The sequence below is a fragment of the Massilia agrisoli genome (genome assembly GCF_020831365.1).
GTDB classification, from domain to species: Bacteria; Pseudomonadota; Gammaproteobacteria; order Burkholderiales; family Burkholderiaceae_D; genus Telluria_A; species Telluria_A agrisoli.
In genome coordinates this window covers 433,086-446,608 of sequence record NZ_JAJHPV010000009.1, presented here as the reverse complement: position 1 = coordinate 446,608, position 13,523 = coordinate 433,086, and the positions used below count along the sequence as shown (strand labels likewise).

Sequence of the window (13,523 nt, the reverse complement as noted above, 5' to 3'; positions counted from 1 at the left end):
TCGCTACGTTATCCCCCACTCTTGGGTACGTTCCGATATATTACTCACCCGTTCGCCACTCGCCGCCAGGTTGCCCCGCGCTGCCGTTCGACTTGCATGTGTAAAGCATGCCGCCAGCGTTCAATCTGAGCCAGGATCAAACTCTTCAGTTTAATCTCTGTTTGTTGACATTTCTGTCACTACCATTGCTGGTAGGTCGCTCACTCAAAATACTGACCGTTACTCATTGCTGAGCAACGTATTTCTTTTTTGTGAACATTTGATAATTTAAGTATTCAAGAACCGAAGTTCCTGGCACCTTCATCAAACGCCCACACTTATCGACTGTTAATTTTTAAAGAACTTTATTCGGTTGGCACGCGCCGAGCGGTGCTTGCTTGCTACTTGTCGACAAAGCGTTGTGTTTGTCAGCAGCAGAGAAGTGAGATTATGCAGCGTTTCGCGTTTTTCGTCAACTTCTTTTTTCCTGCTTTCCCCTCTTGCGACCACCTGAAATCGGCGTGCTTTTCAGCGGGGAGGCGAACTATAGCAAAGGTCGTCCAACCTTGGCAAGGCCCTCCCGGTTAAAATGTCGGCTTTCCTGTTTCACCGCCCGCCATGACGATCCTGCTGTCCACCCTGAACGCCCGCTACACCCATGCATCCCTTGGGCTGCGCTACCTGCTGGCGAACATGGGCTCTTTTAAAGACCAGACGCGCATCCAGGAATTCGTCATCGGTGCGAAGACAACCGACGTCGTCGAGAAGCTCCTCTCTTACGAGCCAAAGGTGATCGGTTTTGGCGTCTATATATGGAACGTCGACGAAACCACCAAAGTCGTCGCAATGCTCAAACGCGTCGCACCCCATGTAACCATCGTTCTGGGCGGCCCTGAAGTCTCCTTCGAGCCGGGCGAACAATGCATCGTCCAGCTGGCGGACTACCTGGTAACAGGCTGGGGTGACGTCACCTTCCCCAAGCTGTGCGGCGAAATCATCAATGGCCCGAAGCCGCTGATGAAGATCCACGCCGGCATGCAGCCTCCCCTGCCCGAGATCACCATGCCTTACGCGCTGTACTCGGACGAGGACATCGCCCACCGCACCTTATATGTAGAAGCTTCGCGTGGCTGTCCGTTCAAGTGCGAGTTCTGCCTGTCGTCGCTGGACAAAACCGCCTGGCCGTTCCCGCTCGACGCCTTCCTGGCCGAGATGGAATCGCTGCACGCCCGCGGCGCCCGTTTGTTCAAGTTTGTCGACCGCACCTTCAACCTGAACATCAAGACCAGCCTGAAGATCATGCAGTTCTTCCTCGACAAGCTGGAAGCGAACCCGGATGACCCGGTCTACGCCCACTTCGAGCTGGTGCCCGACCACCTCCCGGAAGCGCTGAAAGAGACGATCGCCAAATTCCCGCCCGGCGCGCTGCAGTTCGAGATCGGCATCCAGAGCTTCAACCCTGAAGTGCAGGCATTGGTCAGCCGCCGCCAGGACAACGCCAAGGCCGCCGATAACATCCGCTGGCTGTGCACCGAGTCGCACGCCCACCTGCACGTCGACCTGATCGCCGGCCTGCCGGGCGAGGACGTGGCCAGCTTTGCGCGCGGCTTCAACCAGCTGGTGGCGCTGAAGCCGCACGAGATCCAGTTCGGCATCCTCAAGCGCCTGCGCGGCACGCCGATCATCCGCCATACCGAAGGATTCGGCATGGTGTTCGACTCTTACGCGCCCTATACCATCCTGGCCACCAACCTGGTCGACTTCCCCACCATGCAGCGCCTGGTGCGCTTCGCCCGCTACTGGGACCTGGTTGCCAACTCCGGCCGCTTCGCCAACACCATCGAGTACATGCTGGGCGACGCCCCGTTCGAGAACTTCATGGCATTCTCCGACTGGATCTACACCAAGACGGACGCCACCCACCGTATCGCCCTTGAGCGCCTTGCCAAGCTGGTAGCCGAATGGCTGCAGGTCACTGGCATGACCAAAGCCGAGGCCACCGCACTGGTGGCGAGCGATTACGCCGGCCGCGTCGATACCCCTGCCGAAAAACAAGCGGCCGCGGTCGTCGCGCCAATGCGCCAGGCGCGCCATCTTGCAGCCTGAACACTGTAGAGAACACCGGTAGCAGGAAGGCCGAAAGTCTTTTACACTGGCGCAATGCCAATTGAAAATGCGCCAACATTAACCATAAACCACGCCACCGGTGAAGCGGCGCAGTCCGTTGTCGCCACGGGAATCTGGCAGGTGCATGCGTTGGCGCAGTGCGGAGCGATCAAAAAGATCACCGCAACCCTGAAGTCGCTCGACAACAAGCCCGGAATCGAGTGGGACTTGTCGACCGTGACCAGCCTCGATCACATCGGCGCGCAGATGTTCTGGAATGCCTGGGGCAAGAAGCGCCCTGCGCTGCTGAAGCTGGCAGCGCAGCAGGAAGAACTCTTCAAACGCCTCGAAGCGGCCAACGCGCTCAAGCTGCCGCGCGCGCGCCGCAGCCACCTTACCTGGGTGATGGTGCTCGGCTTCGGCATCTTGTCCTTCTTCGAGCACATGCACGGCTTTATCCGCCTGATCGGCCAGGTCGTGCAGGACATCGGGCGCTTCATCCGCCATCCGCGCACGGGCCCGTGGCGCGAAATCTCGGCCAATATCTTCCACTCCGGCTTCCAGGCGCTTGGCATCACCGCGCTGGTCGGCTTTTTGATCGGGGTGGTGCTGTCCTACCTGTCGTCGCAGCAGCTGCAGATGTTCGGCGGCGATATGTACATCGTCAATATCCTCGGCATGAGCGTGATCCGCGAACTGGGCCCGCTGCTGGCGGCGATCCTGGTGGCGGGCCGATCCGGCTCGTCGATTACGGCGCAGCTTGGCGTCATGCGCGTCACCGAAGAACTCGACGCGATGCTCGTCATGGGCATTTCGCACGGCTACCGGCTGATCATGCCGAAGGTCGTCGCGCTGGCGATCTCGATGCCGCTGCTGGTGGTGTGGACCGACGCCATGGCCCTATTGGGCGGCATGGCCTCCGCGATGGTGGAACTGAACCTGTCGCCGCGCTACTTCATCCAGAAGCTGCCCGACGCCGTACCGCTGGCGAACTACACGATCGGCCTGCTGAAAGGGGCCACCTTCGGCATCCTGATCGCACTGGTGTCATGCCACTTCGGCCTGCGCATCAAGCCGAACACCGAGAGCCTCGGCCGCGGCACCACCACTTCGGTGGTCACGGCGATTACGGTGGTTATCCTCGCGGACGCTGTGTTCGCGATCATTTTCAGCGATGTGGGGTTCTGATGACTGACACTGCACCCGACCGCGAACCGCAGCGCCTCAACATGCGCCCGCACGAGGATGTCGGCCCGCCGGTCGTCCAGATACGCGACCTGCGCACCCAGTTCGGCCGCACGGTGGTGCACCAGGACCTGAACCTCGATATCTACAAAGGCGAAATCCTGAGCATCGTCGGCGGTTCCGGCACCGGCAAGACAGTACTGCTGCGCCAGATGCTGGGACTCGAAACCCCGGCGCGAGGCTCGGTGCGGGTATTCGGGGAAGACATCAGCGAGGCCGACGCCCAGCAGCTGCAGCGCATGCGCAACCACTGGGGCATGCTGTTCCAGCAGGGCGCGATGTATTCAGCCCTGACGGTGTTCGACAATATCGCGCAGCCGATGCGCGAGCTGCGCGCCCTGCCTGAAGACGTGATTCGTGACGCGGTGCTGCTGAAGATGGACATGGTAGGCTTGGGCATCGGCGATGCAAACAAGATGCCGGCCGACCTGTCGGGCGGGATGATCAAGCGCGCGTCGCTGGCGCGCGCCTTGGCGCTTGAGCCGCAACTGCTGTTCCTGGACGAGCCGACTGCCGGCCTCGATCCCGACCTGTCGGACGCCTTCGTGGCGCTGATCCAGTCGCTGCACCGCGAGCTGGGCCTGACGGTGGTGATGGTCACCCACGATCTCGACACGCTGTTTGCGCTGTCGTCGCGGATCGCGGTGCTGGCCGAAAAACACGTGATCGCCATCGGCCCGCCGCACGAAGTACTCAAGGTGAAGCATCCCTTCATCGAACAATTTTTCCTGGGCGGCCGCGGCCTGCGAGCGCTGGAAGTGCTCGACGAGCGCTGCGAAGAAGCCAACGAAACAAAGGAATAAGACATGGAAAACAGATCACACGCACTAATGACGGGTTTCTTCACGATCGCCCTGCTGGTCGCCGCAGTCATGGTCGGCCTCTGGCTGAACCGCGACAAAGTCGAGTGGGTGCCCTACCAGATCGCCACCACCCAATCGATTCCGGGCCTGAACCCGCAAGCTGCGGTGCGTTACCGTGGCCTTGAAGTGGGCAAGGTCGACGAGATCACCTTCGATCCGACCACCTCCGGCCGCATCCTGATCCGCCTGTCGGTCGATCCGGAAGCGCCGGTCACCACCACCACCTTCGCGTCGCTCGGCTACCAGGGCGTGACGGGCATCGCCTTTATCCAGCTCGACGACGACAAGACCGGCTCGCCGCTGCTCAAGACGGACCAGGAACGGGTGGCCGTGATTCCGCTGCGTCCCGGCTTCCTCGACCAGCTGGAAAAGCGCGGGCTCGTCATCCTCGAAAAAACCGAAGAACTGATGACGCGCGCCGACAACTTGCTGAGCCCCGAAAACCAGAAGACCATGCTGGCCGCGTTCGAAAATGTCAGCAAGACCGCCGAGGCCTACGCCGAGATCCCGCGCCAGCTTGAGCCGACCCTGGCGCGCCTGCCCCAGCTCACCCGCCAGGCCGAGCAGAGCATGGCCTCGTTTAACGAGCTGTCCAACAGCGCCACCAGCATGACGCGCAACTTCGACCAGCTGGCCACCACCCTGCAAGCGCCGGACGGCCCGATCGCGCGCCTGAACACCACGGTCGACCGGGTCGGCGGCTCGCTGGAAGCGGTCACCAGCGACCTCGAACTGCAAACCCTGCCGCACCTGGTGGCGATGACCGACGAAGCACGCACTTCGCTGCGTGCGGTGCGCCGTACCGCGACCAGCCTGACCGACCGCCCGCAAAGCATCCTGTTCGGCGCGCCCGATGGCGAGCCTGGACCGGGCGAGCCAGGCTTCTCCGCACCGACCAAATGAGGACCACCGTGAACCACACCATGAACCTGACTCTCCGCCGGCTTGTGCTGGCCACGGCACTGGGCGCAGCGGCGCTGCTGGCAGGCTGCTCCAGCACCACCAAAAATTCTGGCAATTCGACCTATGACTTCGGTCCGGCGCCCGCGCCCGCAGCGGCCCAGGCGGCGCCGCCGATGAGCGTGCTGGTGGTGACCGACGTGACTGGCGTCGCGGCGCTCGACAGCGAGCGCATGTTCTACCGCCTTGCCTATTCCGACCCGCTGCGCGCGCGCAGCTATGCGAACAGCCGCTGGGCCAGCACGCCGCTCAGCATGGTCACGCAGCGCATCAAGTCGCGCCTGTCGCAGTCCGGCATCAAGGTGCTGGCCACCACCGACGCGGCGGCTGGCATGCCGATCCTGCGCATGGAGATCGACGACTTCACCCACACCTTCGACAGCGCCACCCAAAGTTACGGCCAGCTGGTGCTGCGCGCATCGCTGTTCCACGGCCATAAGCTGATCGACCAGCGCGTCTTCAACCAGAAGACCAGCGCAGCCACGCTCGACGCCGCCGGCGGCGCACGCGCACTGGCCGAATCGACCGACGCCGCCGCCGCCGGCATGCTCGCCTGGCTGGCCACGCTGCAGCTGCTCAAACAATGATCACGCCTGACGCGCCAGCGGAGAAACGCGGTTCCGCTGTCTCGCGCGCCTCCCTGCTGGCCTACCTGCTGCTGATTATCTACGCCAGCTGGTTCCCGTTTTCGGGCTGGCGCGGCAGCGGCCTGTCGCCGTTCATCTTCCTGAACACCACGATGCCGCAGTACTGGACCGGCTTCGACGTGGTGGTCAACATCATTGGCTACATCCCGCTCGGCATGCTGTTTGCGCTGGCGGTGTACCCGCGCGTGCATGGCATCTGGGCGATCCTTCTCGCGAGCATACTGAGCATGCTAGTGTCGGGCACGGTGGAAGCAGTGCAGACCTACCTGCCGAGCCGGGTGCCGTCCAACCTCGACTTCTTCACCAATTCCGCCGGCGGCTTCGTGGGCGCGATCATAGGCGCCTTCGGCGCGCGCAGCTACCTGGACGAGAGCCGCCTGTACCGGCTGCGCCAACGCCTGTTTGCGCAGCACGCCAGCCTGGGACTGGTGCTGCTGGCCTTGTGGCCGCTGGCGCAGATCTATCCCCAGCCCTACCTGTTCGGCCACGGCCAGATCCTGCCGATCCTGTCGAACTGGCTGTCGCGGTTACTGGATACGAGTGTCGACCTGATCGCCCTGCTGCGTCCCGGCGCGGCGATGAGCGTGGAACAGTACTGGCTGTCCGAGACCATCATCACCGCCTGCGGCATGACGGGCGCCGTGCTGACCTTGCTGTGCATTGCCCGACGCGGCGCACCGCGCGCCCTGCTGGTGGCCGGCCTGCTCATCGCTGCCGTCGTCTTCAAGGCGCTGGCAAGCTCGCTCTTCTTCACCCCGGAAAACGCCTTCGTCTGGGTGACGCCAGGCGCGCAGGGCGGCTTTTTGATCGGGCTGATCATGGTGTCCGGACTGGCGTTTGCGCCCCATGTCGCGCAGCGCCGGCTGGCGGCCGTGACCCTGGTGCTGAGCCTGCTGGTCGTCAATACAATTCCGGTCAACCCTTACTTCAGCGCCACTTTGTCAGGCTGGGTGCAGGGCAAGTTCCTGAACTTCAATGGCGCCGCCCAGTTCCTGTCGCTGATGTGGCCGTTCTTTGCGCTCTGGTTCCTGCTACTTCCATCGCATAAACTCAATCGCCAGTAAGAGCGTATCATTGCGGATTACGCATTCCTGCAAGAAAATTAGCTGACACCATGAGCGATCAATTCTTCCAACACCACGTCTTCTTCTGCATGAACCAGCGCGAGGACGGCCGCCCTTGCTGCGGCAAACAGGGCGCCGAGCAAGCCCAGAAGCACGCGAAAAAGCGCATCAAGGAAATGAACATGAATGGCCCGGGCAAGATCCGGGTCAACCAGGCCGGCTGCATGGACCGCTGCGAAGAAGGCCCGGTGGTCGTGGTCTACCCTGAAGGCACCTGGTACACCTACGTCGACACCAGCGACATCGACGACATCATCGACACCCACCTGGTCGGCGGCAAGGTCGTCGAACGCCTCAAGATCTGAGGCGGACGACCATGCTGAATATTCACTCGCAACGATTCACCCTGATGGGCAAGGCAGGCATGATGGAATGCCTGCTCGACGTGCCGGAAGGCCCGGCGATCGGCATCGCGCTGGTGGCCCACCCGCATCCGCTGTACGGCGGCACGATGGAAAACAAGGTCACGCAGACGCTGGCGCGCACGTTCGTGACGCTCGGCTATGTGGTGGCGCGCTTCAATTTCCGCGGCGTCGGCGCATCAGAGGGCGTGCATGACCGCGGCTTCGGCGAAACCGACGACATGGAAGTGATGCTCGACCACATGCAGCAGCGCTATCCGAACCTGCCGGTCGCCCTGTCGGGATTCTCGTTCGGCACCTTTGTGCAGGCCAGCCTGTACCAGCGCCTGCTGGCGCAGGGCCGCGCGATCGAACGCATGGTGCTGGTCGGCACCGCCGCCGGCAAATGGCCGGTGCCCGACGTACCACAGGACACCATCGTGATCCACGGCGAACAAGACGAAACAATTACCCTGACACAAGTGTTTGACTGGGCACGCCCGCTGGAATTGCCTGTAATCGTCATTCCTGGCGCCGACCACTTCTTCCACCGCAAGCTTGGCCACATTAAAAATCTTGTGATTCAACTGTGGCGCAAGCCCGGCGCGGCCGAAAGCTGAGGCTATAATTATTCGCCTCAGCAATTCTCACCTTTTTAAGTAGCAACTCCATGAAAAAATTATTCACGGCACTTGCTGCCAGCCTCATCGTTATCTCGGCTGCGCACGCGCAGTCCGTTCCGCCGCCAAGCATCGCCGCCAAATCGTGGACCCTGCTCGACGCCAGCAGCGGCCAGATCATCGCGGCACAAGACCAGAATGCCCGCATCGAGCCGGCATCGCTGACCAAGATCATGACCGCCTACGTCACCTTCGGCGCGCTGCGCGACAAGAAGCTGACCCTCGACCAGATGGTCAACGTGTCGGTGCGCGCCTGGAAAGTCGACGCCAGCAGCTCGAAGATGTTCATCGACCCGGCCGTACCTGTCAGCATCAACGACCTGCTGCATGGCCTGATGGTGCAGTCCGGTAACGACGCCGCGGTTGCGCTGGCCGAAGCCGTCGCCGGCGACGAAGGCACCTTCGTGGTGCTGATGAACCGCGAAGCGCAGCGCATGGGCCTGAAGAACACCAAATTCGCCAACCCGCACGGCCTGCCTAGCCCGGACAACTACTCGACCGCCTACGACCTGTCGATTTTGGCCGCCCGCGTGATCGCCGACTTCCCGCAGTTCTACAAGATCGACTCGGTCAAGAGCTTCACCTACAACAAGATCACCCAGCCGAACCGCAACCGCCTGCTGTGGCTCGACCCGACCGTTGACGGCATGAAGACCGGCCACACCGAAAGCTCCGGCTACTCGATGATCGCCTCGGCCAAGCGCCCGAACGGCAACTACAACCGCCGCCTGATTTCGGTGATGATCGGCACCAACTCGGACCAGACCCGCACGCAGGAAAGCCAGAAGCTGCTGAACTGGGGCTTCCAGAACTTCGACACGGTCAAGCTGTACTCGAAGGGCCAGGCAATCCAGACCCCGCAGGTGTTCAAGGGTTCGCAGGGTACGGTCAAGATCGGCTTTACCAACGACGTGATGGTCACCGTGCCGAAGGGCGTGGCTGGCAAGCTCAAGCCTGTGCTCGAGCGCAAAGACCCGCTGGTGGCGCCGCTGCCGCTGAACAGCCGTGTCGGCACGCTGAAGATGGTTGTCGACGGCAAGCCGCTGATGCAGCTGCCGGTGGTCGCGCTGGAAGAAGTGACGGAAGCGTCGATCTTCGGCCGCGCCTGGGATTCGATGCGCCTGATGCTGAAGTAAGCAACGACGAATTGCCGTAATCGGTAGGGCGGAAGAGCGGAGCGTCATCCGCCATGCAAGCGTCAACCAGGCGCAGGCATGGCGGATAACGCTTCGCTCTTCCGCCCTACGTCAATTTCCGGGCATATAATTAGCACAACCATTTTCCGAAAGAAATCATGCCGCATCGCCTCCCCGCCGACCTCCACTGCCCGCGCATCCAGACCACGCCCAACGGCCTCGAGCTGTCGCGCATCGTCGCCGGCATGTGGCGGATGACCGAGTGGGGCATGACGGTCGACCAGCGCATCGCCTTCATCGAGCAGTGCCTGGCGCTCGGCGTTACCAGCTTCGACCACGCCGACATCTACGGCAGCTATGGCGTCGAAGGCCTGTTCGGCGAAGCCCTCGGCCGCAAGCCTTCGCTGCGCGACCAGATGCAGCTGGTCAGCAAGTGCGGCATCAAGCTGGTCGTGCCGCAGCGGCCCCAGCATTCGATCCAGCACTACGACACCAGCGCCAGCCACATCATTGCCTCCGCCGAGGAATCGCTGCGCCAGCTGCAGACCGACCGCCTCGACCTGCTGCTGATCCACCGCCCCGACCCGCTGATGAACTTCGACGAGGTTGCCGAAGCCTTCAGCACGCTGCGCAAGTCCGGCAAGGTGCTGCATTTCGGCGTGTCCAATTTCAGCCGCCACCAGTTTGAGAGCCTCAACCGCCGCATCACGCTCGCGACCAACCAGGTCGAGCTGTCGCCGCTGCACACCGCGCCGATGTTCGATGAAACCCTGGACGGCCTGCAAGACCAGGGCGTGGCGCCGATGGCCTGGTCCCCGCTGGGCGGCGGACGCCTGTTCAACGGCACCGACGCGGCGGCGGAAAACCTGCGACTGGTGATCAAGGACATTGCCGACGAGCTGCAGCAGCCCTTCGCCAGCGTTGTGTTCGCGTGGATCATGCAGCTGCCGTCGCGGCCGGTCCCGCTGACCGGCACCGGCCGCATCGAAGCGATCGCGGTGGCCGTCGCCGGCACCCGCTTCACGCTTGAGCGCAGCGACTGGTTCAAGATCCTCCGCGCGGCGCGCGGCCACGAGGTGGCCTGATGGCCGGCGGGGGCGCCCTGAGCGCCGAACAGAAGAAGGACCTGATGAACCGGCTGGCCCGGGTCGAGGGTCAGTTACGCGGGGTTCAGAAACTGATCGCGATGGCGGAAACGCCGTCCGACTGCGACGCCGTAGCCCAGCAAATGTCGGCGGCGCGCAAGGCGCTCGACCGTTCGTTCGTCCAGCTGCTGGCGGGCGCCATCGTCACCCAGACCGGCAATGCCGAAAACCTCGACGACGCACAGGCGCGCGCCGCCCACCTGGCGGCCATGCTCGACAAGTTCGCCTGAAGCTCAGTCCTTGTAGACGCGCGGCTTCGCAAGGCCGCGCCAGCCCAGTTTCCAGCCGATGTTGATCAGCAAGGTGACGCTGATATACAACAGGAAGAACAGCACAAAGAACCGCATCTGCAGCCAGGCCAGCAGCGCCAGCCCTATGGCGATCAGCAGCATCACCAGCTTGTTCATTGGCTGCTTGGAACTCGGGAAGCGAATCGTCGAGACCATCAGGCCGCCTACTGATACCATCAAGGCGATGATGCCGAGCGCGTGCGGCAGCGAGTTGGCGGGGTCTGGCCACGCTACCACCACCGACGCCACGCAGGCCGCGCCCGCCGTAATAGGCATGCCGACAAAATAACGCGGATCGGTGCGGCCCACGCTGACGTTAAAGCGTGCAAGACGCAATGCGCCGCAGGTCACGAACATGAAACAGGCAACCGCGCCGGCGCGCAGCATGGTCGGGTGGTCCGCCCCCAGCGGCACGAAACCGTAGGTGTAGAGCAGCAGGGCCGGCGCGCAACCAAAGTTCATCACGTCGGCTATCGAGTCGAGCTGCACGCCGAATTCGGACGAGGTGCCAGTGGCGCGGGCAACAAAACCGTCGAGCGCGTCGAAAATGCCTGCCAGCACCAGCAAGATGGCCGCGAGCCGGTAATTGGCGGGATCGCCGACGTGGGCGTTATCGACCGTGATCACGATACTGCCGAAACCGCAGGCGATCGAGAGCAAGGTCACAAAACTCGGCAGCGCGAATTTAGCGCGCGCAAGATGTTGTCGTCGTGTTCGTTTTACATTCATATTTGGCATTCTACAGCGCGGTTAATTGCGCTGCGGTTCGGATGAGCAAATCAAATCTCACCAATTCTCATTTTCCCCTAGAATTGATGGCTGACGTAAATATGTATGGGAGTAAAACCATGAGCACATCGGGTCGCTGGAAGCTGTATACGGCTGGGCTCCTGACTGCACTGGCGCTGGCCGCCTGCGGCGGCGGCGGCGGTGGCGACACCGCCCAGGCAGTCGCGCCCGCATCGGTAGCGCCGAGTGTGCTTCCGCAGGAACCCGGCGCGCCCACACTCCTGAACAACGTGCCGCAAGACGGCATGAACTGGATTAATTACCGCCGCGCACAGGCGGGAATGCCGGTGCTGACCCGCAACGAGTTGCTCGACCGCGCAGCGGCCGGGCATTCCGAATACCAGAAAGCCAACAACATCGTCAGCCACGAGCAGACCGTCGGGAAACCCGGCTTTACCGGCGTGAACCAGGGCGACCGCATGCTCGCTGCCGGCTATGTCTACAACCGCGGAACTTACGCTTATGGCGAGGTCATATCGGCGACCTCCAACGGATCGGGGTTCTATATGGCGGAAGAACTGATTACCGCCATCTACCACCGCTTTGTCATCTTCGAACCAAAGTTCAAGGAAGTCGGCACCGGAGCGGCAACCACCAGCGCGGGCTACACCTACTTCACCACCAATTTCGCCGCCACCAACGGCTATGGCCCCGGCGTGGGCAGCCGCAACCTGGTGACCTGGCCGTTTAACGGACAAGTGAAAGTGGCAAGCAACTTTTTCAGCGACTACGAAGCGCCGGACCCGGTCCCGAACCTGAACGAAGTCGGCTATCCGGTCAGCGTCCATGCGGATATCGACGTCAACGTGGTGGTGCAGAGCTTCACCATGCGTCCACGCGGCGGCGCCGACCTGCAAACCAGGCTGATCAAGGCTGGCGAAAACACCAGCGCACGCACCTCGCCGGCCGCGGCCATCGTCCCGTTGGCGGTGTTGAAGGCCAATACCGTCTATGACGTGACCTTTACCGGCACCCTGAACGGTGTACCGACGACCAAAACGTGGTTCTTCACTACAAAGTAAGTTTCCAAATTACAGGATTTGGATGGAAATCTGATATCGTACGTTGACTCCAACGCATGACTCAGTAAGGCGATGACAGAAGACCACACCCCAGGCACGATCGAACTTCGCGCAGGCGCCGCGGCCCGTGAAGTGGTGGATGTTGGCGACGGCATCGACCGTGTCATGGGCGACCGCGACCTGTACGCGCGCATGCTGCGTCGCTTTCGCAAAGACTACAGCGACGGCGACCAGCCGATCCGCGCGGCACTCGACGCCGGCGACCGGGCGCTGGCCCACCGCCTGTCCCATACGCTCAAAGGCGCCGCCGGCATGATCGGCGCGCGGCCGCTGCACCAGGTGGCGAGCGCGCTGGAAACTGCGCTGCGCACCTCGTCGGGCAGTGAAGCGCAGTGCATGGACGCCCTCAAACCTGCCCTCGCGCAAGTTATCTCCATACTCGACATGCTGCTGAACGACGCGCCCCCTGCCATGGCGCACGCCAGCCCTGCGGGTGCGGCCACGGCCGACCCGGCGCTGCTCGCCGAGCTGCTCGACCTGCTGATGAATGGGGATGGTGCGGCGATCGACCTGCTCGATGAATCTGAAGCAAGCCTGCGGATGATCTTGGGCGACGCCCAGTTTGAAGAAGTCGCGGCGGCCGCCAACGAGTTCGATTACGAGCGCGCGCTTGGCGCATTGCGCCGTCCGGGCCAGGCCGGATAAGCGCTGGCGCGCTTCAGCGCGTGTATTCCGCTTCTTCGTCGAACGAATCCGCGCAATCCTTGCCGCAGAATCGGCGCACGCTGTCGAGCGGCTTCTCGCAGTACCAGCACGAACCCTTGGCCGGCAAAGCCTGGCGTGCGCAGACTGCACCCAGCGGCGGGGCGGCGGGCAACTCAACGTTGCCGTCATTCTCCGGCAAATTCTCCTGTATCGTTCCCAAGATTCACCCCTTCGCAGGCAGTCCATCAAAGTCTTACAGCAAGATTACTCAGTTGGAACTCCGTGGCAATGAGAATCCGCAAACCCGGCATTATTGGCGCGAAGTAAGTGAATTCCTACCGCGAAAAAACAACTCATCCTGCCGCCACTCGCCAGTGCCAGCTAACTGGCGTTGCCTTGCAGTTAAGCAACGCCAACCAGGCGTTGCACAGCTACGATCGCAGTCGTCGGGCAGCGCTGTTTACAACTCAGCTGGATAAATAATAGCAGGA

General features: G+C 62.3%; 15 protein-coding genes and 1 rRNA gene (1 of these 16 only partly in view). 13 read left to right on the top strand and 3 right to left on the bottom strand.

Annotated elements, in window-relative coordinates; all coding sequences use genetic code 11:
• Nucleotides 1-152 (bottom strand): 16S ribosomal RNA (locus tag LMJ30_RS06500) (it extends 1,295 nt beyond the left edge of the window).
• 445 nt (nt 153-597) lie between these two features.
• Between LMJ30_RS06500 and LMJ30_RS06495 the strand changes: the two genes are divergently transcribed.
• The 11 genes from LMJ30_RS06495 (at nt 598) to LMJ30_RS06445 (ending at nt 10,456) form a co-directional block, all read left to right on the top strand.
• Complete coding sequence (locus LMJ30_RS06495) at nt 598-2,085, top strand: B12-binding domain-containing radical SAM protein (protein WP_229431518.1); 1,488 nt, start codon at nt 598-600, stop codon at nt 2,083-2,085.
• 54 nt (nt 2,086-2,139) lie between these two features.
• A complete protein-coding gene (locus tag LMJ30_RS06490; protein WP_229431517.1) occupies nt 2,140-3,273 on the top strand; it encodes an MlaE family ABC transporter permease in 1,134 nt (377 codons plus the stop codon).
• Nucleotides 3,274-3,314: 41 nt separating this feature from the next.
• A complete protein-coding gene (locus LMJ30_RS06485) occupies nt 3,315-4,133 on the top strand; it encodes an ABC transporter ATP-binding protein (RefSeq protein WP_229431532.1) in 819 nt (272 codons plus the stop codon).
• A gap of 3 nt (nt 4,134-4,136) precedes the next feature.
• A complete protein-coding gene (locus LMJ30_RS06480; RefSeq protein WP_229431516.1) occupies nt 4,137-5,096 on the top strand; it encodes an MlaD family protein in 960 nt (319 codons plus the stop codon).
• Nucleotides 5,097-5,116: 20 nt separating this feature from the next.
• The gene (locus LMJ30_RS06475) at nt 5,117-5,740 is read left to right on the top strand and encodes an ABC-type transport auxiliary lipoprotein family protein (protein WP_229431515.1); all 624 of its coding nucleotides are present in this window, start codon (nt 5,117-5,119) and stop codon (nt 5,738-5,740) included.
• Nucleotides 5,737-6,864, top strand: a complete 1,128-nt coding sequence (locus tag LMJ30_RS06470; RefSeq protein ID WP_229431514.1) for a VanZ family protein — start codon at nt 5,737-5,739, stop codon at nt 6,862-6,864. Before LMJ30_RS06475 ends, LMJ30_RS06470 begins: the two co-directional genes overlap by 4 nt.
• Before the next feature lie 50 nt (nt 6,865-6,914).
• The gene (locus LMJ30_RS06465) at nt 6,915-7,229 is read left to right on the top strand and encodes a (2Fe-2S) ferredoxin domain-containing protein (RefSeq protein ID WP_229431513.1); all 315 of its coding nucleotides are present in this window, start codon (nt 6,915-6,917) and stop codon (nt 7,227-7,229) included.
• 14 nt (nt 7,230-7,243) lie between these two features.
• Nucleotides 7,244-7,885 carry an alpha/beta hydrolase gene (locus LMJ30_RS06460; protein ID WP_229431531.1) on the top strand — a complete coding sequence of 214 codons (642 nt, stop codon included), beginning with the start codon at nt 7,244-7,246 and terminating at the stop codon, nt 7,883-7,885.
• A 50-nt stretch (nt 7,886-7,935) separates the two neighbouring features.
• A complete protein-coding gene (locus tag LMJ30_RS06455) occupies nt 7,936-9,081 on the top strand; it encodes a D-alanyl-D-alanine carboxypeptidase family protein (RefSeq protein WP_229431512.1) in 1,146 nt (381 codons plus the stop codon).
• Nucleotides 9,082-9,239: 158 nt separating this feature from the next.
• Nucleotides 9,240-10,166 carry an aldo/keto reductase gene (locus tag LMJ30_RS06450; RefSeq protein WP_229431511.1) on the top strand — a complete coding sequence of 309 codons (927 nt, stop codon included), beginning with the start codon at nt 9,240-9,242 and terminating at the stop codon, nt 10,164-10,166.
• Complete coding sequence (locus LMJ30_RS06445; RefSeq protein ID WP_229431510.1) at nt 10,166-10,456, top strand: metal-sensitive transcriptional regulator; 291 nt, start codon at nt 10,166-10,168, stop codon at nt 10,454-10,456. Before LMJ30_RS06450 ends, LMJ30_RS06445 begins: the two co-directional genes overlap by 1 nt.
• Before the next feature lie 3 nt (nt 10,457-10,459).
• Here LMJ30_RS06445 and pssA read toward each other — a convergent pair whose 3' ends face one another.
• Nucleotides 10,460-11,245, bottom strand: coding sequence for a CDP-diacylglycerol--serine O-phosphatidyltransferase (gene pssA, locus LMJ30_RS06440; protein WP_229431509.1), 786 nt, complete (start codon nt 11,243-11,245; stop codon nt 10,460-10,462).
• A gap of 119 nt (nt 11,246-11,364) precedes the next feature.
• Between pssA and LMJ30_RS06435 the strand changes: the two genes are divergently transcribed.
• Together LMJ30_RS06435 and LMJ30_RS06430 are read left to right on the top strand one after the other, a co-directional pair.
• Nucleotides 11,365-12,327, top strand: a complete 963-nt coding sequence (locus tag LMJ30_RS06435) for a CAP domain-containing protein (protein WP_229431508.1) — start codon at nt 11,365-11,367, stop codon at nt 12,325-12,327.
• A 72-nt stretch (nt 12,328-12,399) separates the two neighbouring features.
• A complete protein-coding gene (locus LMJ30_RS06430; RefSeq protein ID WP_229431507.1) occupies nt 12,400-13,032 on the top strand; it encodes an Hpt domain-containing protein in 633 nt (210 codons plus the stop codon).
• 13 nt (nt 13,033-13,045) lie between these two features.
• Here the strand turns inward: LMJ30_RS06430 and LMJ30_RS06425 are convergent, their stop codons facing one another.
• Nucleotides 13,046-13,252 (bottom strand): hypothetical protein, encoded by a 207-nt coding sequence (locus tag LMJ30_RS06425; RefSeq protein ID WP_229431506.1) that lies wholly within the window; start codon nt 13,250-13,252, stop codon nt 13,046-13,048.
• Between the last annotated feature and the right edge of the window lie 271 nt (nt 13,253-13,523).

What these genes read in the sequence shown, in the direction of transcription:
- LMJ30_RS06430 (WP_229431507.1), top strand. Translation starts at nt 12,400, where the DNA reads ATGACAGAAGACCACACCCCAGGCACGATCGAACTTCGCGCAGGCGCC.
- LMJ30_RS06490 (WP_229431517.1), top strand. Translation starts at nt 2,140, where the DNA reads ATGCCAATTGAAAATGCGCCAACATTAACCATAAACCACGCCACCGGT.
- LMJ30_RS06470 (WP_229431514.1), top strand. Translation starts at nt 5,737, where the DNA reads ATGATCACGCCTGACGCGCCAGCGGAGAAACGCGGTTCCGCTGTCTCG.
- pssA (WP_229431509.1), bottom strand. Translation starts at nt 11,245, where the DNA reads ATGAATGTAAAACGAACACGACGACAACATCTTGCGCGCGCTAAATTC.
- LMJ30_RS06455 (WP_229431512.1), top strand. Translation starts at nt 7,936, where the DNA reads ATGAAAAAATTATTCACGGCACTTGCTGCCAGCCTCATCGTTATCTCG.
- LMJ30_RS06435 (WP_229431508.1), top strand. Translation starts at nt 11,365, where the DNA reads ATGAGCACATCGGGTCGCTGGAAGCTGTATACGGCTGGGCTCCTGACT.
- LMJ30_RS06480 (WP_229431516.1), top strand. Translation starts at nt 4,137, where the DNA reads ATGGAAAACAGATCACACGCACTAATGACGGGTTTCTTCACGATCGCC.
- LMJ30_RS06495 (WP_229431518.1), top strand. Translation starts at nt 598, where the DNA reads ATGACGATCCTGCTGTCCACCCTGAACGCCCGCTACACCCATGCATCC.
- LMJ30_RS06475 (WP_229431515.1), top strand. Translation starts at nt 5,117, where the DNA reads ATGAACCTGACTCTCCGCCGGCTTGTGCTGGCCACGGCACTGGGCGCA.
- LMJ30_RS06465 (WP_229431513.1), top strand. Translation starts at nt 6,915, where the DNA reads ATGAGCGATCAATTCTTCCAACACCACGTCTTCTTCTGCATGAACCAG.
- LMJ30_RS06445 (WP_229431510.1), top strand. Translation starts at nt 10,166, where the DNA reads ATGGCCGGCGGGGGCGCCCTGAGCGCCGAACAGAAGAAGGACCTGATG.
- LMJ30_RS06485 (WP_229431532.1), top strand. Translation starts at nt 3,315, where the DNA reads ATGCGCCCGCACGAGGATGTCGGCCCGCCGGTCGTCCAGATACGCGAC.
- LMJ30_RS06450 (WP_229431511.1), top strand. Translation starts at nt 9,240, where the DNA reads ATGCCGCATCGCCTCCCCGCCGACCTCCACTGCCCGCGCATCCAGACC.